General features: G+C 62.4%; 15 protein-coding genes. 4 read left to right on the forward strand and 11 right to left on the reverse strand.

The window, feature by feature from the left end:
• Positions 1–473: formyltransferase family protein (locus IV091_RS12395; protein ID WP_293469147.1), on the reverse strand; the 473-nt coding region annotated here is incomplete at its 3' end.
• 48 nt (positions 474–521) lie between these two features.
• Positions 522–1,061 carry a peptide deformylase gene (gene def, locus IV091_RS12400; RefSeq protein WP_293469149.1) on the reverse strand — a complete coding sequence of 180 codons (540 nt, stop codon included), beginning with the start codon at positions 1,059–1,061 and terminating at the stop codon, positions 522–524.
• 198 nt (positions 1,062–1,259) lie between these two features.
• On the opposite strand from def, the gene IV091_RS12405 reads away from it, so the two are divergent.
• From IV091_RS12405 to IV091_RS12415, 3 genes are all read left to right on the forward strand, one after another.
• Positions 1,260–2,486, forward strand: a complete 1,227-nt coding sequence (locus IV091_RS12405; protein ID WP_293469151.1) for a LysM peptidoglycan-binding domain-containing protein — start codon at positions 1,260–1,262, stop codon at positions 2,484–2,486.
• Positions 2,487–2,548: 62 nt separating this feature from the next.
• Positions 2,549–3,685: a DNA-processing protein DprA gene (gene dprA, locus IV091_RS12410; protein ID WP_293469153.1), complete on the forward strand. Its 1,137-nt coding sequence runs from the start codon at positions 2,549–2,551 to the stop codon at positions 3,683–3,685.
• 65 nt (positions 3,686–3,750) lie between these two features.
• Positions 3,751–4,266 (forward strand): DUF494 domain-containing protein, encoded by a 516-nt coding sequence (locus IV091_RS12415; RefSeq protein WP_293469155.1) that lies wholly within the window; start codon positions 3,751–3,753, stop codon positions 4,264–4,266.
• A 34-nt stretch (positions 4,267–4,300) separates the two neighbouring features.
• Here IV091_RS12415 and IV091_RS12420 read toward each other — a convergent pair whose 3' ends face one another.
• From IV091_RS12420 to IV091_RS12440, 5 genes are all read right to left on the reverse strand, one after another.
• Positions 4,301–6,583: a DUF1631 family protein gene (locus IV091_RS12420; protein WP_366807002.1), complete on the reverse strand. Its 2,283-nt coding sequence runs from the start codon at positions 6,581–6,583 to the stop codon at positions 4,301–4,303.
• A gap of 22 nt (positions 6,584–6,605) precedes the next feature.
• Positions 6,606–7,559, reverse strand: a complete 954-nt coding sequence (gene secF / locus IV091_RS12425; RefSeq protein WP_293469159.1) for a protein translocase subunit SecF — start codon at positions 7,557–7,559, stop codon at positions 6,606–6,608.
• A gap of 39 nt (positions 7,560–7,598) precedes the next feature.
• The gene (secD, locus tag IV091_RS12430) at positions 7,599–9,473 is read right to left on the reverse strand and encodes a protein translocase subunit SecD (RefSeq protein WP_293469161.1); all 1,875 of its coding nucleotides are present in this window, start codon (positions 9,471–9,473) and stop codon (positions 7,599–7,601) included.
• Positions 9,474–9,560: 87 nt separating this feature from the next.
• Entirely contained in the window at positions 9,561–9,902 is a 342-nt protein-coding gene (gene yajC, locus IV091_RS12435; protein ID WP_293469163.1) for a preprotein translocase subunit YajC, read from the reverse strand.
• 149 nt (positions 9,903–10,051) lie between these two features.
• A complete protein-coding gene (locus tag IV091_RS12440; RefSeq protein WP_293469165.1) occupies positions 10,052–13,618 on the reverse strand; it encodes an indolepyruvate ferredoxin oxidoreductase family protein in 3,567 nt (1,188 codons plus the stop codon).
• 181 nt (positions 13,619–13,799) lie between these two features.
• Here IV091_RS12440 and IV091_RS12445 point away from each other — a divergent pair, with 181 nt between their 5' ends.
• Positions 13,800–14,285 carry an Lrp/AsnC family transcriptional regulator gene (locus IV091_RS12445; RefSeq protein WP_293469167.1) on the forward strand — a complete coding sequence of 162 codons (486 nt, stop codon included), beginning with the start codon at positions 13,800–13,802 and terminating at the stop codon, positions 14,283–14,285.
• A 27-nt stretch (positions 14,286–14,312) separates the two neighbouring features.
• On the opposite strand, the gene IV091_RS12450 is transcribed toward IV091_RS12445, so the two are convergent.
• Genes IV091_RS12450 through IV091_RS12465 form a run of 4 tightly spaced genes read right to left on the reverse strand, consistent with a single transcriptional unit; the run spans position 14,313 to position 20,586 of the window.
• Entirely contained in the window at positions 14,313–15,677 is a 1,365-nt protein-coding gene (locus tag IV091_RS12450; RefSeq protein ID WP_293469169.1) for a TolC family outer membrane protein, read from the reverse strand.
• A 1-nt stretch (position 15,678) separates the two neighbouring features.
• A complete protein-coding gene (locus tag IV091_RS12455; RefSeq protein WP_293469171.1) occupies positions 15,679–17,040 on the reverse strand; it encodes an HlyD family type I secretion periplasmic adaptor subunit in 1,362 nt (453 codons plus the stop codon).
• A gap of 44 nt (positions 17,041–17,084) precedes the next feature.
• Positions 17,085–18,815 (reverse strand): type I secretion system permease/ATPase, encoded by a 1,731-nt coding sequence (locus IV091_RS12460; RefSeq protein WP_293469173.1) that lies wholly within the window; start codon positions 18,813–18,815, stop codon positions 17,085–17,087.
• A gap of 25 nt (positions 18,816–18,840) precedes the next feature.
• Complete coding sequence (locus IV091_RS12465) at positions 18,841–20,586, reverse strand: type I secretion system permease/ATPase (RefSeq protein WP_293469175.1); 1,746 nt, start codon at positions 20,584–20,586, stop codon at positions 18,841–18,843.
• Positions 20,587–20,856: the final 270 nt, after the last annotated feature.

Below are 20,856 nucleotides of genomic sequence, written 5' to 3' on the forward strand. Positions count from 1 at the left end.
CCGCGCCAGCGCGGCAGCAGAGAGGCATGAATGTTGAAGCAGCCCAACTTACGAGCCCCCACGCTTGTCGCTTTGCGTACTGCGCTGCCCCCCGAGGGGGCTGAACTTGCTTGGGGCGGTCCGGCGCTGCGTTCGCTGGCGCTCATCAGGTCGAGCACCCACTGCGGCAGGATCAGACCATAGGCCGCGACCACCATGGCCTCGGCGCCAGCCTCGACGGCGGCCTCGATCGCGGCGCGGGCAGCGGCCGCATCCTCGGAGTATTTGCCGTCCAGGCGCAGGCTGCGTGGCTGTGCCAGCGCCATCTGGTGGTCCAGCGCGAACTGCTTGACGGCGGAGGCCTGCAGCTTCATGCCGCGGCCGGCGGGGCGGTCGGGCTGGGTCAGCACCAGGGCGATGTCAAAGCCGGCGTTGTGCAGTTCGGCCAAGGCCACACGGGCAAATTCAGGGGTACCGGCAAAAATGATGCGCATGGGCGTCGATTCTAAAGACTCCCGGGCGCCCCAAGCGCCGCGCCGGGTTCAGCGCTCGGCGTCGCGCTCTTCGTCTTTTTTCTGCTTGACCATCTTGGTCTTGATGCGGTTGCGCTTGAGCGGCGACAGATATTGCACAAACACCTTGCCCATCAAGTGGTCCATCTCATGCTGGATGCAGACCGCCAGCATGCCTTCAGCCGCATGCACCTGGAGCTTGCCGTCCAGGTCCAGCGCCTGTACCTTGACGGCAATCGAACGCTCCACGCCGTCGTAGATACCGGGCACCGAGAGGCAGCCTTCATCGCCCATACGGGTCTCGGGGCTGGCCCAGATGATCTCGGGATTGATCAGCACCATCGGCTGGTCGCGGTCTTCGCTCACGTCAATCACGACCAGGCGCTCATGCACGTCGACCTGCGTCGCGGCCAGGCCAATGCCCGCCGCTTCGTACATGATCTCGAACATGGCGTCGGCCAGCGCGCGAATGCGCGCGTCCACCGCCGCCACGGGTTTGGCCACCGTGTTCAGGCGCGGGTCAGGGTAGCGAAGGATGGAGAGTTGGGTCGATGAAGTTGTTTGGGTCATGGGGCAAAGGAAGAGATGTTGCTATTTTCGCCACTTTTCTCTATTTTTTAAAGCATCCGATATTCTCAGAATCGCGTAATCGTTGCTTAATCAGGGGCTTGCGTACAAAATCCGCAGTGATTTATCAAGAAAAAAACAAGGTCTGACGCGCCACTTGTCGCCGCATCAGACCCCCTGCCAGCCCCAAGGGCCTTCAAGATGCACACTATTTTTGGTCGTTTCAGTCGTATTTCAATAGCCGCTACTGTTTTTCTGGGCACCACTGTCGGCCTTCACGCACAGAATTTTCCCATCAGCGCAGACCAGCGGGCCACCGCCAACCAGGTGGCTGAAACCGGTGTTGCGCTGGCAGACCTGGCCCCCAACGCCCCCGACAGCTACACCGTGAAGCGGGGCGACACGCTGTGGGCCATTTCCGGCCTGTTTCTGAAACACCCCTGGCGCTGGCCCGAGCTGTGGGGCATGAACCTTGCAGACATCCGCAACCCCCACCTCATCTACCCCGGCCAGCAGCTTTACCTTGAAAAGACCAACGGCCGCGCCCGCTTGCGCACGCGCCGTGGGGCCAGCGACGGCGGCCCACCCACCGACACCGTCCGGCTTTCTCCCCGCACGCGCTATGAGTCGCTGGCCGATGCCTCCATTCCCACGCTCTCGCCCAATGCGATCGAGCCATTTTTAGCCGAAGCGATGATTGTGGACGCCACCACGTTTGCCCTGGCACCACGGATTGTGGCCACGCAGGAAGGCCGTGTGCTGCTCAGCCGTGGCGACCGCGCCTATGCGCGCGGCCAGTACACCGGGGGCGACAACAAGGGCAAGCCGCTCAGCGACGCCGCGGGCGAAGCCAAGGATTTCCGGGTGTTTCGCAATGCCACGCCGCTCAAAGACCCGACAACGCAGGAAATCCTCGGCTACGAGGCCCAGTATGTCGGCAAAGCCGAGCTGGTGCGCGGCGAATCCATTGTGCAGGCCAAGGACAAAGACGGCAAGGCCACCAGTGAGATCGTGCCGGCCACCATCGATATCGTGGCCGCCAAGGAAGAAATGCGGGTGGGCGACCGCCTGATGCCCGAGCCAGCGCGTGAATTGCTCAGCTATGTGCCCAGAGCGCCGGCGAGCGTCATCACCGGTCAGATCGTTTCGGTCTATGGCAACGCCGTGGCCTTTGCGGCAGAAAACCAGATCGTGGTGGTCAACCGGGGCACCCGCGACGGACTGGAGCGCGGTCATGTGATGGCACTCCTCAAGGATGGCCAGCGTCTGCAGGATAAAACCGACAGCGCCCGCCCGGGCATCAAGCTGCCCAACGAGCGCAACGGACTGATGATGGTGTTCCGCACCTTTGAGAATCTGTCCTATGCGCTGGTCCTGCAGGTGACCGATGGCGTCAAGGTTGGAGACCGCTTCGCCAACCCGAATTGAGGCCTTGAACGCGCGTCCTGCCGACGGCCCTGCCCGGCAGGACGCCTGAAACCCATCACCAAGTGGATTCCCAAGAACTTCAATCCTGGCTGCGGCTGGCCCTGTCGCCCGGCATCGGCAACACGACGGCGCGAAAACTGCTGGCGACCTTCGGCTCCGCGCAGGCCGTGTTTGCGCAAAGCGGGGCAACGCTGCGGCAACTGGGCTCCGACAAACTGGCCAGCGCCCTGCTGACCGAGCCGCCCACCCTGGCCGCGCAGCTGCAGACCACGCTGGACTGGCTACAGGCGGGCGACGACCGACGCGTGGTGGCACTAGGCGACGCTGCTTACCCCTCCGAACTGCTTGACATCGAAGACCCGCCTTTGATGCTCTACATGCTGGGAACCCTTGCCCAGCAAGCGCCAGCAGCCGCAAAGCAAGCAGCCGTCAAGCTCGCCATCGTCGGCAGCCGCAACCCTACCCCCCAGGGGGAAGCCAACGCCCGCCAATTTGCCCGGGCCTTTGGCAGCGCCGGAATTTGCGTGGTGTCCGGGCTGGCGCTGGGCATTGATGGTGCGGCCCACGATGGCGCCCTGCTGGGTGGCGGCGACACGATTGCGGTGGTGGGAACCGGGCTGGACCGGGTCTATCCGAAACGCCATCTCGCGCTGGCCCACCGGATTGCCCGGCAGGGCATGCTCATCAGTGAATTTCCGCTCGGAACGCCGCCGCTGACCGCCAACTTCCCCAAGCGAAACCGTATCATTTCCGGGCTGTCCCGGGGCACGCTGGTGGTAGAGGCGGCACTGCAATCGGGCTCGCTGATCACGGCGAGGCTGGCGGCCGAACAGGGCAAGGAAGTTTTTGCCATTCCCGGCTCCATCCACTCGCCCCAGTCACGCGGTTGCCATGCACTGATCAAACAGGGCGCCAAACTCGTGGAGTTGGCGCAAGACGTACTGGAAGAGCTGCACCTTCCCGCAACAGGCCTGGCTGAAAACGCCGACCGCGCGGTGCAGTCGGCCAACAGCGAGAATGACGAGGCCGAAAACCCGCTGCTGGCGGCGCTGGGCTTTGATGCCGTGAGCCTGGATGCCTTGCAGGCACGCACCGGCCTGGATACCGCCCGGCTGCAGGCGCAATTGCTTGAACTTGAACTGAACGGGCAGGTTGCACGCTTGCCCGGGGGCTTGTTTCAGCGCCTTGCGGCAGGCTGAAGCAGGCTGCCCGGCCCCGTGGATAGGCTTGGCACTGCAGCGCCCATCTGCGTTATATTGGGGCCATGTTTGAAGTATTGGTCTACGTCTATGAGAATTACTGGCAAGGCGACGCCTGCCCGGAACTCCAGCGCCTGGGTCGAAAACTCACTGCCGCAGGGTTTGACGCCGAGGAAATCCAGGATGCGCTGGTGTGGCTTGACGGTCTGAACATCGCAGCCCAAGTGACGCAAATCGGCCTGCCGGCCAAGGTCCATTCAGGGCCTGCAGAATCTGTTCCAGCCCTGTCGGGCATTCAGCCGCAATCAGCCAACAGCCTGCGCGTTTACTCAGTGGCCGAGCAGGTGCACCTGGGCGCGCAGAGCTTGGGGTTTGTGAGTTTTCTGGAGTCATCCGGCGTGTTGCCGCCGCACATGCGCGAAATCGTCATCGACCGCGCCATGGCGGCACCGGGAGATCCTGTCACCCTGGACGACCTGAAAATCATCGTGCTCATGGTCTACTGGAGTTTTGGCGAAGAACCCGATGCGCTGGTGCTGGACGAGCTCTGTGACGACACCGAGCTTCGTCTCGCGCACTGAACATCCCCCACACCGCATCTGCCCAGCAAACAGGCTAGGCGAGCAGGCGCTCCGGATTCGCGTTGATCTTGGCCAGTGCATCGCGGGTGGCGCGCACCGTGAGCGCCTCTTCTTCTGTCGGAACCAGCAGCCCTGCCTGCAGATAGGCCGCCAGCCTGCGGGCCTGAATCAAAAAGTTGCGGCCGTCAGCCGCTGCAAACAAATGCAGTTGCTTGCGATCGCTGCACCACGCAAACTGCACATGGCTGACTTTGCCATTGTGATCAAGGCTGAACCAGGTGCCCAACTGCAGTTCATCGACCCAAGCCCGCATGCCGTCAGCGGGCGGGCTGCCACCATCGACGATCACTTCAATGGTTGCAGAATCAATTCCTATCATCGTCACCAGGCTGTCCATGTCCAGCGGCAAATCACCAACATCCTCGTCGGATAAATAATCTTCCAGATTGGCCAGCCGCTGGGCCAAGGCCTCCACCCGCGCCATCGGAATCGCATCGGTCTTCGACATGAACGCGTCCGCCAGCGTGTCGCTGATGGCTTTGAGCCGCTGGTCCTGCTCATTGGTTGTGAGGCCGATCATCGACATGCCCAGGCGCAGCAATTGCAGCAGTTTGGGCAGGTCGGAAATCACCTGGGCTCTGTCGCTCCGGTTGGGTTTGGCGCTGGCTGCCCATACCAGGTCGGACGCAGCGCGCTTGAGCCTGATGGTGTCTGGATGCTGCGGACCGCTTTTGGTCGCAGAAATAGCCAGTACTTCAGCCCATACCTTGAACAGGAACTCACGAATCTCATCGCGCACCGGCATGTCATTGAGCATGTTGCGCATCTCAATGGTGTACTGAATGGCCATGGTCTCTTTTTGCTCAACCTGCTGGGCCACGCTCACCACGCGGGCTGTCGTGCCTTGCTCCGAGAGAAACCGGGAAAGAAACTTTTCAAACTCGTCGTAGACCAACTGAAACGCCCGGCGCCCTGTTTCAGGGTATTGCTCGATCACCTGAACAATCCGCTTGATCTCGGACTCCATGGCGCCGCCCGTCAAGGTCACGTCGAAACCGAGCGCGCAAGAACCCATGCGATCAATCAGGCGACGCGCCGGATGCTGCAGCGATCCGAAAAACTCGGGCTCGGAAATCGCTACACGCAGCACCGGCATTTGTAGCCGGGCAAACCAGACCCGAATCGCCGCCGGAATCCGGTCTTCAGCCAAAATGCTCTGGAACATCAAGGCCACAATTTCAATGGTTGCCTTTTCGGACGCGGTGGACGCAACTTGCTTCAGTGCACTGGCGCGCTCGCGCACCGCGCTCACGGCCTGGTTTACATCCGCCTGGGCAAAGACATGGCCCGGCCCTTGCGAATCAGCGAATACTGTATCTTCCTGCCCTGCGTCTTTCGACCTTTGCATGCCGGCCATGGCCGCAGCGAGCGGTCCTGAAGCCTGTCTGGACAGAGATTTATCGAAGCCCGAATCCTGAACGGAGAGCAGCCGCTTGAGATTGCCTATCACGCCCTGGGCGCGCATGCGCGCCCTGGTCAAGGGTGTGGAGGACGTCTGCATGCGCGTTTCGTCGAAGACCGGGTTGCTGGCGCCGGCGCGCTGTGCCGGCTCCGGCGCCCGCTCAAGACCGTCCCTGAACCCGGAATTTTCCGCGACCGCTGAGGGTGTACGCCTGACCAGGGGACGAAGATCAATTTCAGCCATCACGCCCCGGCCGACAAGGAACTCATTGGCCTCGTGGTACACATGCAGCATGCGCTCGGCCATGGTTTTCTGAATCAGGTCCTGCACCGCCATCCACAGCGGCCGTGGCAGAGGCGCCTCCGTCCACTGTTCGGCCATGTGCCGCGCCAGCACTTCGGGGCGAAAAATGTCGTCTTTATGCAGTTCTGTGATGACCTCAAGATGCTGTATGCGCAGCCGGAGGTCATTGAACTCCCAGCTCGCAAAATCCAGCAGTCGCAGCGCAAGGCGGGAAGCCAGGATCTGGTTCTCCATCACCTCGTTGCCCATCAATTCGAATGCACTGGACTCCGTAAACCGCGATTGCACCGCAACCCGAGGCGTGCTTCGTGCCATGTTCCAGGCGCTGATGGTGCCCTGAATCCAGGCAGAAGCATTTTGCTGGAACGCAAGCACCGCGTCCTGCTGCGCCTGGATGTCACGGCCGCTGCCCGGCTGCTCGGCCAAGGCGACGAGCCTGTCACTGATGGCTTGGGCCAACTCTGGCAACACCTGTCCGGCGCGCTTGGTAAATAACGCACGCGCCTGGTTTGCCAGCACAGTGTTTCTATCGGTACTTGAAGCCACAGCCACCTTGCACAGTCACAGCGCCAGCTTATACCGTGGCCCCGGCATTGGGGTCATTCGGGTCTTCATCTTTTTTGGCCGGACCTTTCACCAGATCTTCGCGTTTGATGCCCAGCCACATGGCAATCGCAGCCGCCACGAACACCGACGAATAAATGCCGAACAAAATACCGATGGTCAGGGCCAGCGCAAAATAAAACAGCGTGGGGCCGCCGAACAGCAGCATGGACAACACCATGATCTGGGTCGAACCATGGGTGATGATGGTGCGGCTGATGGTCGAGGTGATCGCGTTGTCGATGATCTGCTCGGTATTCATCTTGCGGTAGCGGCGGAAATTCTCGCGAATCCGGTCAAAAATCACGACCGATTCATTGACCGAATAGCCCAGTACCGCCAGCACGGCGGCCAGCACAGCGAGCGAAAACTCCCACTGAAAAAATGCGAAGAATCCAAGAATGATGACCACGTCATGCAGATTGGCAATGATGGCCGCCACCGCATATTTCCATTCAAAGCGAAATGCGAGATAGACCATGATGCCCAACACCACCATCGCCAGCGCCTTCAGGCCATCCTCGGCCAACTCCTTGCCCACCTGCGGGCCCACGAATTCCGTGCGGCGCAGCGTCACATCGCTGTTGACGGCTTTCAGCGCGGCCAGCACGGTTTCGCCTTGCTGGGCCGTGCTCACGCCCTTTTGCGCCGGCAAGCGGATCATCACATCACGCGAGGTGCCGAAATTCTGAACCTGAACATCGGTCAAGCCCAGACCCGCCACGGTATCGCGGATTTTCCCGACATCGGCGGCCTGCGTGTAATTGACCTCCATCAGGGTGCCGCCGGTGAATTCGACCGACAGATGCAGGCCCCGGGAGAACAGAAAGAAAACCGCCAGCGCAAAAGTCGCAAAACTGACCACGTTAAAAATCAGGGCACGCCGCATGAACGGAATGTCGCGTTGGATTTTAAAAAATTCCATCTGGGGTCCTTGGAAGGCTGCGCGGAAAAAGAGACTGGATTATTTCGACACGGTGCCGGAAGAGGCGGGACGCCACACCGTACCAATGGAGACCGTCTTGAGCTTTTTCTGACGGCCATACCAGAGATTAACCAAGCCGCGCGAGAAAAATACCGCCGAGAACATGCTGGTCAGAATGCCGATGCAATGCACCACGGCAAAGCCGCGCACCGGGCCCGAGCCAAAGGCCAGCAAGGCCAGACCAACGACCAGCGTCGAGATATTGGAGTCCAGGATGGTCGCCCAGGCCCGCTCGTAACCCGAATGAATGGCGGCCTGCGCAGAGGCGCCGTTGCGCAATTCCTCGCGTATGCGCTCGTTGATCAGCACATTGGAGTCAATCGCCATGCCCAGCGCAAGCGCCATGGCTGCCATGCCCGGCAAGGTCAGCGTCGCTTGCAGCATGGAAAGTACCGCCACCAGCAGCAGCAGGTTGACGGCCAGTGCCAGGCCCGAAAACAGCCCAAACAGCATGTAGTAAGAAACCATGAAAGCGACGATCACCACAAAACCCCAGGCCACGCTCTGAAAGCCCTTGGCAATGTTGTCTGCGCCCAGCGTCGGGCCGATGGTGCGCTCTTCGATGATGTCCATGGGCGCGGCCAGGGAGCCGGCGCGCAGCAGCAGCGCCAGGTCATTGGCCTCGCTCACGCTCATGGAGCCGGAAATCTGGAAGCGGTTGCCCAGTTCGCTCTGGATGACGGGTGCGGTCAGCACCTCGCCCTTGCCTTTTTCAAACAACAGGATCGCCATGCGCTTTTTGATGTTTTCGCGGCTGACATCGCGCATGATGCGTCCGCCCTTGGCGTCCACCGTCAAGTCCACCTTGGGCTGCTGGTTTTGCGAATCAAAGCCAGGCTGGGCATCCGTCAGGTTTTCGCCGGTCAGGATCACCTGTTTTTTGACGATCACGGCCTGCCCGTTGCGCTCAAAGAAACGCTCGGCCCCAAAAGGCACCGGGCCGGTGTTGTTTTCAGCGGCCCGCGCTTCGGCGCTGTCTTCGACCAGACGCATCTCCATCGTGGCCGTGCGGCCCAGGATGTCCTTGGCCTTGGCCGTGTCCTGAACGCCAGGCAACTGCACCACGATGCGGTCGATGCCCTGCTGCTGAATCACCGGCTCGGCCACGCCCAGTTCGTTGATGCGGTTATGCAGCGTCACCATGTTCTGCTTGAGCGCCTGGTCCTGAATGCGGCGCGCCGCCTCGGGCTTGATGGTGGCGGTCATCTTGTATTCCGTGCCATCCGGGGCATCGACCGACTGGAGGTCCGGAAACTGGTCCTGCATCAGCCCTTTGGCTGCTGTCAGTGTTTCGGTATCGCGAAATTTGATGTCAATGGCCTGTCCGTTGCGGCTGATCCCGCTGTGCCGGATATTTTTTTCCCGCAGCGACGAACGGAGATCGCCAGCCAGGGACTCGGCCCGCTTGGTCAGCGCTGCCTGCATGTCCACCTGCAGCATGAAGTGCACGCCACCGCGCAAGTCCAGGCCCAGGTACATGGGGGAGGCATGCAGCGCGGTCAGCCACGAAGGCGAGCGTGACAGCAGGTTGAGCGCGACCACATAGGCGGAGTCGGTGCCATCGGGCGACAGCGCTTTCTGGATTGCATCTTTGGCCTTGAGTTGCGTATCGGTATTGCCAAAACGCGCCTTGACGGAAGTGCCGTCCAGGGCAATGGCGTCCGCCATGATGCCGGCATCTTTGAGCGCCTGCTCGACCCGGGCCAGCGTCGTGAGGTCAATCTTGGTGGTCGCCCTGCTGCTGGAGACCTGCACGGCAGGCGCTTCGCCAAAAAAGTTGGGCAGCGTGTACAGGGCTGCAATCAGCAGCGCGAGCACAATAATGGCGTACTTCCAGGCCGGATATCGATTCATGAGAGGGCGGTTCCTGATGGGCGTATGAACAAAGGGAAGGCCCGGCTGCCTCAGCAGGCCTGAATGCGGCGCCAGGCCGCCATGACCTTATTTGGCCGTATTGATGGCGCCCTTGGGCAACACCTGAACAATGGCGCTACGCTGCAACTGCACTTCCACGCCGGGCGCAATTTCCAGCGACAAATAACCCTCGGACAGCTTGGTGACCTTGCCCAGCAGGCCGCCCGCAGTAGCGACCTCGTCGCCTTTGGCCAGCGCTTCAATCATGGCGCGATGCTCTTTTTGCTTCTTCATTTGCGGGCGGATCATGACGAAATAGAGCACCACGAACATCAACACCAGCGGCAGCATTCCGGTAATGGAAGACATCCAGTCACCAGATGCGGCGGCAGCGGGAGCGGTTTGGGCAAAAGCAGAAGAAATGAACACGGCTAACTCCACAACAATTTAAACAGACACTGACAGGCGCCCGGCCAGCATGGCCAAAGCAAAGATCCCGTCATTGTATGCGGCTGTAAAGCAGCACGCAGGTGTCATTGCGGCCAGCACGGCTTTTTTCAGGGTCAGGCGCCCCTCGGTCACGCCGCCTGCCGCCCTGACGAGGCCGCTGGCTGGCGGAAGGACTGCATCAGCGCAGTCCACTGCGGGCGGGCGCTGGCCAGATGGCGCGCCTTGACATGGCCATAGCCCTTGATCAGCTCGGGAATCCGGGCAATTTCCAGCGCCGTGCTGTGGTTGTCGGCGTTCAAGCCGGCCAGTACCTCCTCCAGGCTGGCCTTGTACTCGTCAATCAATGCGCGCTCCATCCTGCGCTCTTCGGTGCGCCCGAACAGATCGAGCGGCGTGCCGCGCAGGCCCTTGAGCCTGGCCAGAAGCCTGAAGCCGGTGAGCATCCAGGGGCCGAAGGACTGCTTTTGGAGTTCACCCTTGTCGTTTTTGGCCGCGATCAAAGGCGGTGCCAGGTGGTAGTTGAGCGTGAAGTCGCCTTCAAACATGGCGTTGACCTTGTTCAGGAAACCGGTGTCGGTGTGCAGCCGCGCCACTTCGTACTCATCCTTGTAGGCCATGAGCTTGAACAGGTAGCGGGCGACGGCCTCGGTCAGCGTGGTTTTGCCCAGCGGCGCTTCTGCGATACGCACTTTTTCCACGAAGGCCTGATAGGTCTGGGCGTAAGCCGCGTTCTGGTAAGCCGTCAGGAAGGTCACGCGCTTGGCCAGCATCTCCGCCAGCGAGGGCTTCTTGACGAATTCGATCACCTGCGCAGCCTTGAACAAGGCCTGCACCGAGGCCAGGTCATGCGCGCAGCGACGGCCCCATTCAAACGCCGCCTTGTTGTTGTCAACCTGCACGTTATTGAGCTCAATGGCGCGCATCAGCGCCGCATGGGTCAGCGGCACACGGCCTTTTTGCCAGGCAAAGCCCAGCATCAGCGGGTTGGTGTAGATCGAGTCGCCAATCAGCTGCACCGCGACCTGTTCGGCATCAAAACTCGCCATCAACTCTGCACCCACGGCAGACCGCACGGCGCTTTCGCAGTTGCCGCCCGGAAACTGCCAGCCCGGATTGGTCACAAACGCCGCCGTCGGCGTGCCGTGCGAATTCATCGCGACAAAGGTGCGGCCCGGCTGCATGGTGGCCAGCGTGTAGGGGCTGGCGGTCACGATCGGGTCGCAGCCGATGATCAGGTCGGCTTTGGCGGTGTCGACCTTGGTGGTGTAGATGGCCTCGGGCCGGTTGGCGATCTGGATATGGCTCCAGGTGGCGCCGCCTTTTTGCGCCAGTCCGCCCGCGTCCTGCGTGACCACGCCCTTGCCTTCCAGGTGCGCCGCCATGCCCAGCAACTGGCCAATGGTGATGACGCCCGTGCCGCCCACGCCGCCAACCACGATGCCCCAGGCGTTTTCAGCCACCGGCAGCACCGGCTCGGGAATTGCGGGCAGGCTGGCCAGGTCACCTTTTTTCTCTTTCCTGGGCTTTTTGAGCTGGCCGCCTTCGACCGTCACAAAGCTCGGGCAAAAACCCTTGACGCAGGAGTAATCCTTGTTGCAGGTGTTCTGGTTGATGCGGCGCTTGCGGCCGAATTCGGTTTCCAGGGGTTCGACCGACAGGCAGTTCGATTGCACAGAGCAGTCGCCGCAGCCCTCGCACACCAGCTCGTTGATGACCACCCGCTTGGCCGGATCCACCAGCGTGCCGCGCTTGCGGCGGCGGCGCTTTTCGGTCGCGCAGGTCTGGTCGTAAATGATGGCGGTGCAGCCCTTGATCTCGCGGAACTCGCGCTGGATCTTGTCCAGTTCGTCGCGATGGTGCACGGTCACGCCGGCCAGCAGCCTGGCGCCGTCGTATTTCTCGGGCTCGTCGGTCACGATGACGAGCTTGGTCACGCCCTCGGCATCCAGGCTCTGCATGATCTGCAGCACCGAATGGCCTTCGGGTCGCTCGCCGACCTGCTGGCCGCCCGTCATGGCGACGGCGTCGTTGTAGAGAATCTTGTAGGTGATGTTGACGCCGCTGGCAATGCTCTGGCGAATGGCCAGCAAGCCGCTGTGAAAGTAGGTGCCGTCGCCCAGATTGGCAAAGATGTGCGCGTCGGTGGTGAACGGGGCCTGGCCAACCCAGGTCACGCCCTCGCCGCCCATCTGCGTGAAGGTGGAGGTGCTGCGGTCCATCCACACCGTCATGTAGTGGCAGCCAATGCCGGCCACCGCGCGCGATCCTTCGGGCACACGCGTGCTGGTGTTGTGCGGGCAACCGCTGCAAAACCACGGTGCGCGCTCGCCGGTCTCCAGCTTGGGTTCGATCAGGGCGCGTTCGCGCGCCGCAATCACGGCCAGCCGGCCCTCCATGCGCGCAATGATGTCGGCGGGAACGCCCAGCTTGGTCAGGCGCTTGGCAATGGCCTTGGCAATAAGGGCCGGCGTCAGATCGGCCTTGGCGCGCAGCAGCCAGTTGTCGCTCGGGTTGGAGCGGCCCCATTCGCCGCCGGACTGGTCGCCCTCAGGCTCGTCGAACTTGCCCAGCACATTGGGCCGCACGTCGGCGCGCCAGTTGTAGAGTTCTTCCTTGATCTGGTATTCGATGACCTGGCGCTTTTCCTCGACCACCAGGATTTCCTGCAGGCCCATGGCAAAGTCGCGCGTGATGCTGGCTTCGAGCGGCCACACCACGTTGACCTTGTGCAGCCGGATGCCGAGCTGATGGCAGGTGTCCTCGTCCAGGCCCAGGTCCACCAAGGCTTGCCGCGTGTCGTTGAAGGCCTTGCCGCTGGCGATGATGCCGAAGCGGTCGTTCGGCCCGGCAATCACGTTGTAGTTGAGCTTGTTGGCGCGGATGTAGGCGAGCGCGGCATACCACTTGTAGTCCATCAACCGCGCCTCCTGCTCCAGCGGCGCGTCCGGCCAGCGAATGTGCAGGCCGCCGGGCGGCATCTGGAAGTCTTCGGGAATGATGATCTTCACCCGGTCCGGATCGACCGACACCGAGCTTGACGACTCGACCACTTCCTGGATCGTCTTCATGCCCGACCAGACACCCGAAAAGCGGCTCATGGCAAAGGCATGCAGGCCCATGTCGAGGATTTCCTGCACGCTGGACGGAAAAAACACCGGCAGGCCACAGGCCTTGAAAATGTGGTCGCTCTGGTGCGGCGCGGTGGAGCTTTTGGACACATGGTCGTCGCCGGCGATGGCAATCACGCCGCCATGCCTGGCCGTGCCCGCCATGTTGGCATGCTTGAACACGTCCGAGCAGCGGTCCACGCCGGGACCCTTGCCGTACCACATGCCGAACACGCCGTCGAACTTTTTGCTCTGCGGATACAAGTCGAGCTGCTGCGTGCCCCAGACAGCGGTCGCACCCAGCTCCTCGTTGACACCGGGCTGGAACACGATGTTCTGCGCCGCCAGGTGCTTTTTGGCCGCCCACAGCGCCTGGTCATAGCCGCCCAGCGGCGAGCCGCGGTATCCGCTGATAAAACCAGCCGTGTTCAGGCCAATCGCAGCGTCGCGCGTGCGCTGCAGCATGGGCAGGCGAACCAGCGCCTGCACGCCGCTCATGAAGGCCCGGCCATGACCGAGGGAATATTTATCGTCCAGCGTGACGGTTTCCAGCGCTTTGCGGATGTGTTCGGGCAATGGGGCGTTCATTGTTGGTCTCCAGAATAGGGGTCGTACCGCCTTGTGGGCAGGGCTCAGGCGAGGCCCCGGTCAGGTACGACCACGCCTCTCACTGAAGGCAAAGTGTAGGCCGGACGGCCCGATATGTCTTTGCGTTCTTTGCCCGATTTAAGCTATCCTGAGAAAGATTCTTGCCAGGAAACACGACAAAATGGAAACATTGGACAAATTTGACATCGCCATCCTGCATGAGCTTCAGGTTGACGCACGCCTGACCAACACCGAACTGGCATCCCGCGTCGGCCTGTCGGCGGCGCCCTGCTGGCGGCGCGTGCGGGCGCTGGAGGAAGCGGGCTTCATCACCGGCTACCGGGCCGAGATCAACCGCCACAAGATCGGACTGGGCGTGCTGGCCTTTGTGCGGCTGGACGCCGCCCGCAACTCCGGCGACGTGCTCAAAACCCTGGAAGAGGCGATCCGCAAAATCCCCGAAGTGGTGAGCTGCCACTACATCAGCGGCACCGGCACCTTCGAGCTGCAGGTGGTCAGCCGCGACCTGAACAGCTTCAGCCAGTTCGCGCGCGACGTGCTGATCAACCTGCCCAACGTCAAGGATCTGCACACCAGCTTTTCGCTGGGCGAGGTCAAGGCCAGCGGTGCGCTGCCGCTGGGGCACCTGACGCATCCAGCCACATAAGGCCGAAGGAGGGCTTGTGGGCTTGCTTCAGCGCGTCAACCAGCCGTTGACTTCGTCAATGACTTCGGCCTTGGGCCCGCCCGAGAGCGCATGGAGCCGCACACGCGAAATCAGGTAGATAAAGCGTGCTTGCGCCAGGTCACGCTGGGCTGAAACCTTCTGCTGCTCCGCATTGAGCACGTCGGGCAAGGTGCGGCTGCCCGCCTCGAACGAGCGGCGATTCGAGAGAACCACCTGCTCGGCTGAACGCACGGCCTGTTCAAGGGCCTTGACCCGCAATACGCCCTCTGTCACCCCGCGGAACTCACGGTGCAGCCGCACCCCGAGGTCGCGTCGCAGCGCTTCGAGCGCCTCTTCTGCGCGCGTCTGGGCCGCCACAGCCTGCCGCACGGTGGAATTCACATACCCGCCTGAAAAGATGGGCACATTGAGTTGCAGTCCAATCGATCTGTTGTTGTAGCGGTTCTTGACGGTGGTGACGGTATCGCTGTCGCTGCGGGACCACTGGGCGATGGCGTCCAGCGTCGGGTAGTGGCCCGCCTGCGCCTTGTCCACATCCTGGCGCGCTACTTCCACCTGCGCGCGGAGCGACTGGACTTCCGGGCTGTGGGTTTCGGCACGTTCGGCCCAGTCTTCCACCCGACCGGGCGCAGGCTCCAGCAGCTGCATCTTGCGCGCGTCCAGCGGCGCCAGCCTGTCAACGGGGCGATTGATCAGGCTTTGAAGTTGTCTGCGGGTCAAGTCCAGGCTCTGGCGTGCCTCCAGTTCCTGCGCCACATTGAGGTCCAGGGCTGCACGTGCTTCATCGATATCGGTGCGCGTTCCGGCACCGGCGCGAAAGCGCTTTTCGGCCGCATCCAGTTGGGTGGTGTAAGCCGTCTTTTGGGCCAGGACCAATGCGAGCTGTTCCTCCGCCAGCAGGGCCTCAAAATAAGCGCCACTGACCCGGACCGCGACGTTTTGCAGCTCCCGCTCAAGAATGGCATTGGCATCGTCAACCTGCGCTTGCGCCTGCCGGTAGTCAGCCATCAGCAACTTGCGAAAGAGGGGCTGCCGCAAGGTCAAGGTCTCGCTGCTGCTGGTGTAGCGCTCGTCGGACGTGACCAGCCGCCCAAAGAAATCGGGCGAGGTCCGATCCAGCGAATTTCGGTAGCGCGAGGCACTGGCCGAAAGGTTGGGCAGCAGCTGCGCGCGTGCCTGCGGCAGGCGCTCACGCCGGGCGTCCGTGGCTGCGCGCACCGACCGGATCGTCGCGTCCTGCGCAAGGGCCGCCTCGTAGGCCTGCGACAAGTCGAGCGGCCAGGCGGGCGCGCAGACAATCGCCATAGCGAACGCGCCCGCCCTGGCCAGCGGCAAAAAAGAAACCGTTGGGGCAGCGCTTTTTTCCACCATCTCACTCCTCCTTCATGGAGGCTGCAATGCGCTTGGTGAGCGGATGCAAAAGGTAGGTCAGCAGCGAGCGCTCACCCGTTTTGAAAACCACCTCGACCGGCATGCCAGGCTGCATCAAATGCTTGCCAAGCATCTTCAGCCCTTCGCGCGTCACAGCCACCCGCGCCAGGTAGTAGCTCGTGTTGTTCTGGGGATCCGTCAGTAAATCGCCAGACACCGACGCCAGCTGGCCTGGCACCACCAGTTGGGGCGCATGGGCAAAAGACGAGAAACGCACATCAACGGGCATGCCCGCGTACACACGGTCAATCAGATGCGGCTGCACTCTTGTCTCCAGCATCAAGGACTCATTCGCAGGAACCACATCCATCAGTTTTTGCCCTGGACTGATCACACCGCCAACGGTCTGCGCCGCCAGCGCCACCACCTGGCCCGAAGCGGGCGAGCGGATCTCGGTGCGGCGCAGATCGTCCTGCAAGGCGCGAAACTTCTCGGCATCTGCAAGCACTTCGCGGCTCACCTCCGCCTGCAGCGTTTCCACTTCCTTGCGGTATTCCTGCTGCCTGGCGATGGCGCGCTGGCGAAGTTCCGTGACAGTCCGCTGGGCCTTGACCGTATTGCCCAGCAGTTCGGCGATGGACGCTCCCGCGTCGGCCAGCTGGCGCTCCAGCTCCAGCTGGCGATTGCGCGGGGCATAGCCTTCGCTGACCAGGCTGCGGGTATGGCCCAGTTCCTCATTGAGCAGCGCAAGCTGGCTTCGCCGATTGCCCAGCATGCCGGCGTAAGCCTGTGACAGTCCTTGCTGGCCCTGAATGCTTTCTTCAATGGATTGCAGGTCAGCGCGCAAAGCCGCGCGGCGCGACTGGAGCAACTGTTCCTGGTTCAGCATTTGCTGCCGGATCAGCGGATCTACCGCAGCCGCCTGCAGATCCGGGTGGAAGTCGATGGTGTCCTTCCCGGCCCGCTCGGCCTGCAAGCGGCCCTGCATGGCGCGAAACCCCAGATAGCGCTGCCGCACGGCTTCGAAGTTCGCTCTGGCGGCGGCATCGTCGAGCTTGAGCAGCAACTGGCCTTCCCGGACCTGACTACCTTCCCCCACCAGCACCTCCTTGACAATACCGCCGCTCAGGTGCTGGACCGTTTTACGCTTCGTGTCGATCACAACCTGCCCCTGGCTGGGCACGCCCTCATCCAGCGGGGCAAATGCCGCCCACAGCAAAAATCCCCCAAAGCCGATGGCCAGCGCCCACAAGCCGATGCGCCCGGCCGGGCCCAGCCCGGGGCGCTTGTCCGCCGCAGATTCATCCTCCGCTGACAACGAAGGGGTAGACGTCACGCCTTTGAGAAAACCTGGTTTGGCCATGGCATCAGTTTGCGCAATGAATGGATGTAAGAAGCTGCGCTAGATCAAGCGCAAGCAGGCTGTGCAGAAGCCCTCGCAGGCGCAGCAGACGGAGGGCGGCGCAAGGTGGCCAGCACCGCGTCCCGGGGCCCGTCCGCCACCAACTCGCCCTCTCGCAGAACCATGACCCGGTCCGCCACGGCCACGGCGCCGGGGCGATGCGTCACCAGGAAAACGGTTTTTCCTTTGGCTTTGAGTTCACGCAGGGTTCGCAGCAGCGCAGCCTCCCCGGCATCATCCAGGTTGGCATTGGGCTCATCCAGCACAACCAGCCAGGGGTCGCCATAGATCGCGCGGGCCAGCCCTATGCGTTGCCGCTGGCCGCCGGAAAGCAGGCTGCCGGCCTCGCCGATGGGGGTGTCGTAGCCTTTCGCAAAGCGCAGGATCATCTCGTGCATCCCCGCGCTGCGGGCCGCCGCAATGACTTTGCGCGCGTCCACCTCGCCAAGCCGGGCAATGTTCTCGGCAATGGAGCCTTCAAACAATTCAACGTCCTGCGGCAAGTAGCCCAGATGAGGCCCCAGGTCGAGGCGGTTCCAGCCCTGGACCGGCAGGCCGTCCAGCAGCACCGCGCCGGAAAACTCCGGCCAGATGCCAAGCATGACTCTTGCCAGGGTGGACTTGCCCGAGCCTGAAGGGCCCAGCACGGCCACCACGGTGCCTGCCGGCACTGAAAACGAGATATTTTTCAGGATGGGGGCGGCGCGCCCGGCCACGCTGGCAACGACGCCTTGCAGGCTGATTTCGCCGGTGGGGCCGACCCGGGTGACGGCCGGGTCCTGCTCGGGAAATTCATCCAGCAACTTTTCCAGGCGTTCAAAAGCCGCACGGCAGGCGACAAAGCCGCGCCAGGTACTGACCAGCTGGTCGATAGGCGCCAGCGCGCGCGCCATCAACACATTCGCGGCAATCATGGCCCCCGGCGTGAGCTGCCCATCGATCACCAGCAGTGCGCCCGCCCCCAGCGCCAGCGACTGCTGGCTATAGCGAATGAATTTACTCCAGGCCGTGATGCGGTGCGTGATGCCCTGCGCCAGGGCGCTCTTGCCCATCCAGTCCGCATACTGCCGGTTCCAGCGTTTCTGCAGATTGCCAATCATGCCCATGGATTCGAGCACTTCAGTGTTCCGCAGCTTGCTTTGCAGGTCACTGGTGGTTTCGCTGCCCGCTTTTGTGGCCTCTTCCGACGGTGCGACGGTGCGCCTGTGTCCAAACCAGGCCAGTGCGGCCTGGACCACAACAAACACCAGCGACAAGACACCCAGCCAGGGGTGCAGGAAAAAAATCACGGCGATGTAGATGGGCGCCCACGGTGCGTCAAACAGCGCAAAGACGCCGCTACCGGTCAGAAACTGGCGGACCAGGATCAGGTCGGCGAAGGCGCGCGACGGCGTGGACCCTGAGGCGCCAAGATAAGCCTGAAAGCTTCCGTTAAACACCCGCGTGCTGAGCTGCTGGTCAAAGCGCATGCCCGCCCTGACCAGCACCCGCGAGCGCAGCCATTCAGACAAGGCCAGCACGCCGAAGAGGAACAAGGTGATCAGCGAAACCGCCAGGAGCGTCAGCTCATTTTGGCTGGTCAGCACGCGGTCAAACAGCTGCAGCATGTAGAGCGTTGGCGCCAGCATGAGCAAATTCGTCAAAAAGCTCAACAGGCCAACAACCAGGAACTCCTGCCGGAAGGCCCACAGGCTGGCCGCCAGTTCGCTGCGCTTGAAAAAGTCAGGTTTTTTCATGAGCATCTTTCCGGGCATCGACGACTCAGGCCGCTTCAGCCACAACACCGTGTTGGGTTTTCCGCGCCTGGGCAGCCGCCTGCGCACTGGCCTTGTTCAGGGCGGCCAGTACTTCGTCGCGCGGTCCAAAGGCCTGCATCACACCGTCGTTCAGCACCAGCAGCTTGTCGGCCACGGCCAGCACACTGGTGCGGTGCGTCATCACGACAAAGGTCGTGCCGCGCGCTTTGAGGTCCAGGATGGCGGACGACAGCGCCGCATCGCCCGCCTCGTCAAGGCTCGAATTCGGCTCATCCAGCACCACCAGCACGGGATCGCCGTAGAGGGCGCGCGCCAGCGCGATGCGTTGCCGCTGGCCGCCCGACAGCATCCCGCCTTCGCGCCCGACCGGGCTGTCATAGCCCAGCGGAAGGCTCATGATGAAAGCATGCAGGTCCACGGCCAATGCAGCCGCCTTGACCTTCGCAGGCCAGACCTCACCGAAGCGGGCAATGTTTTCGGCCACTGTGCCCTCCAGCAATTCCACGTCCTGCGGAAGGTAGCCGATATGCGGCCCCAACTCGCTTTTGTCCCAGGTGAACATGTCCGCCCCGTCCAGCCGCACCTTGCCGCTTGCCGCCGGCCACAGGCCGACCATCAGGCGCGCCAGGGTCGTCTTGCCCGAGGCTGAAGGACCTGCCACGGCGAGTACCTCGCCCGGGGCCAGGCTGAACGCCACATTCTTGAGGATGGCGGGACCACCGCCCGGCGGGACTGCCACCAGGCTTTCGACCTGCAGCAGGCCTTTGGGGGGCGGCAGGGCCATCGTGTCCGGCTTTGGCGCGATGGCGTCCAGCAGGCTTTCCAGGCGCTGCCAGGCGTCGCGGGCATTGATCACCACGCGCCACTGCGTGACAAGCTGGACCAGCGGCGCCAGTACCCGCCCGCCCAGGATGGAGCCCACAATCATCATGCCGGCGCCGCCGTTGAGCTGGTTGTTCAACAGCAGCCAGGCGCCGAGACCCAGCAGCAGCGAACCCATGGTCACCTGCAAGAACCTGGTCACGGCGTGATAGGTCCCGGCACGGTCCGACGCCAGCGCCTGCAGTTCCAGAAATTCACGTTGCTTGCCCATCCAGCGGCGGTGGACATCGCGCAGCATGCCCATGGACTCGATCACCTGGGCGTTTCTCAGGGAACCCTGCGCATATTGCTGCGCGGCAATGGAACAACGGTTGGCCGCCACCAGCGGCGGCTGGGTATTCCTCTCGTTCAGCCAGCCCACAAACACCTGCACCATGGCGCCCACCACAGCCGACCAGCCCAGCACCGGACTGATGGCGAACATCAAGCCCAGAATAACCAGTGAGACAGGCGCTTCCATCAGTGCCAGCAGGGGCGGCGAGTACAGAAATTCCCGAACGCTCCGAAAATCGTTCAGCGGCTGAACGCTTGCGCCAGGCATTCGCCGCAGGCTGGACTCAAAAATCGCGCCAAACACGCGGTCGCGCATTTTCCGGTCCAGTTCCTGCCCCGCCTGGTACATGATCTCCGCCCGCGCCCACTCCAGCACTTCCATCAGGCAGTAAGCCGCCAGAACCAGCAAGGTCAGCATGGCCAGGGTCAGATGGCTGCGGCTGTTGACGACCCGCCCGTACACCTCCAGCATGTAGCCGCCAGGCGCCAGCACCAGCAGGCTGGCGCATACGCTGAACAAGGCGGCGCGCACGAAATAGGGCTGTAGCGCCCGCACCGCTTGCTGTAACTCGGCAGGCTTTTTCTGAGGTTTCATTGGCATCTCCCTCTGCGCAGCAAAGCCGCGGCTTGCCAACCAAGTCGGCGAGGGCTGGCGCTTTATGGCTGCAAGACTAGCGAAGGCGGTGACGGCTCACTTGCGCTAAATCAATGCCGGCGCTAATGGTCTGCTGGCACCGGAGAGACAAATAGGGCAAGACAGGGTAAGCGAGCCGTCCTCCTAACGCGCCTCGATACACGCAAAAGCTGTCCACGGCACCCATACTCCATGAACGGTGCAAATAGCGTGTTGCCAATAACGTGAAAC

The sequence above is a fragment of the Polaromonas sp. genome, from assembly GCF_018780625.1.
Classification (GTDB): domain Bacteria; phylum Pseudomonadota; class Gammaproteobacteria; order Burkholderiales; family Burkholderiaceae_C; genus Polaromonas.

Coding starts and splice junctions, on each gene's coding strand:
- IV091_RS12405 (WP_293469151.1), top strand. CDS start 1,260: ATGCACACTATTTTTGGTCGTTTCAGTCGTATTTCAATAGCCGCTACT.
- IV091_RS12465 (WP_293469175.1), bottom strand. CDS start 20,586: ATGAAACCTCAGAAAAAGCCTGCCGAGTTACAGCAAGCGGTGCGGGCG.
- IV091_RS12440 (WP_293469165.1), bottom strand. CDS start 13,618: ATGAACGCCCCATTGCCCGAACACATCCGCAAAGCGCTGGAAACCGTC.
- secD (WP_293469161.1), bottom strand. CDS start 9,473: ATGAATCGATATCCGGCCTGGAAGTACGCCATTATTGTGCTCGCGCTG.
- IV091_RS12445 (WP_293469167.1), top strand. CDS start 13,800: ATGGAAACATTGGACAAATTTGACATCGCCATCCTGCATGAGCTTCAG.
- IV091_RS12460 (WP_293469173.1), bottom strand. CDS start 18,815: ATGAAAAAACCTGACTTTTTCAAGCGCAGCGAACTGGCGGCCAGCCTG.
- secF (WP_293469159.1), bottom strand. CDS start 7,559: ATGGAATTTTTTAAAATCCAACGCGACATTCCGTTCATGCGGCGTGCC.
- IV091_RS12415 (WP_293469155.1), top strand. CDS start 3,751: ATGTTTGAAGTATTGGTCTACGTCTATGAGAATTACTGGCAAGGCGAC.
- IV091_RS12450 (WP_293469169.1), bottom strand. CDS start 15,677: ATGGTGGAAAAAAGCGCTGCCCCAACGGTTTCTTTTTTGCCGCTGGCC.
- IV091_RS12455 (WP_293469171.1), bottom strand. CDS start 17,040: ATGGCCAAACCAGGTTTTCTCAAAGGCGTGACGTCTACCCCTTCGTTG.
- def (WP_293469149.1), bottom strand. CDS start 1,061: ATGACCCAAACAACTTCATCGACCCAACTCTCCATCCTTCGCTACCCT.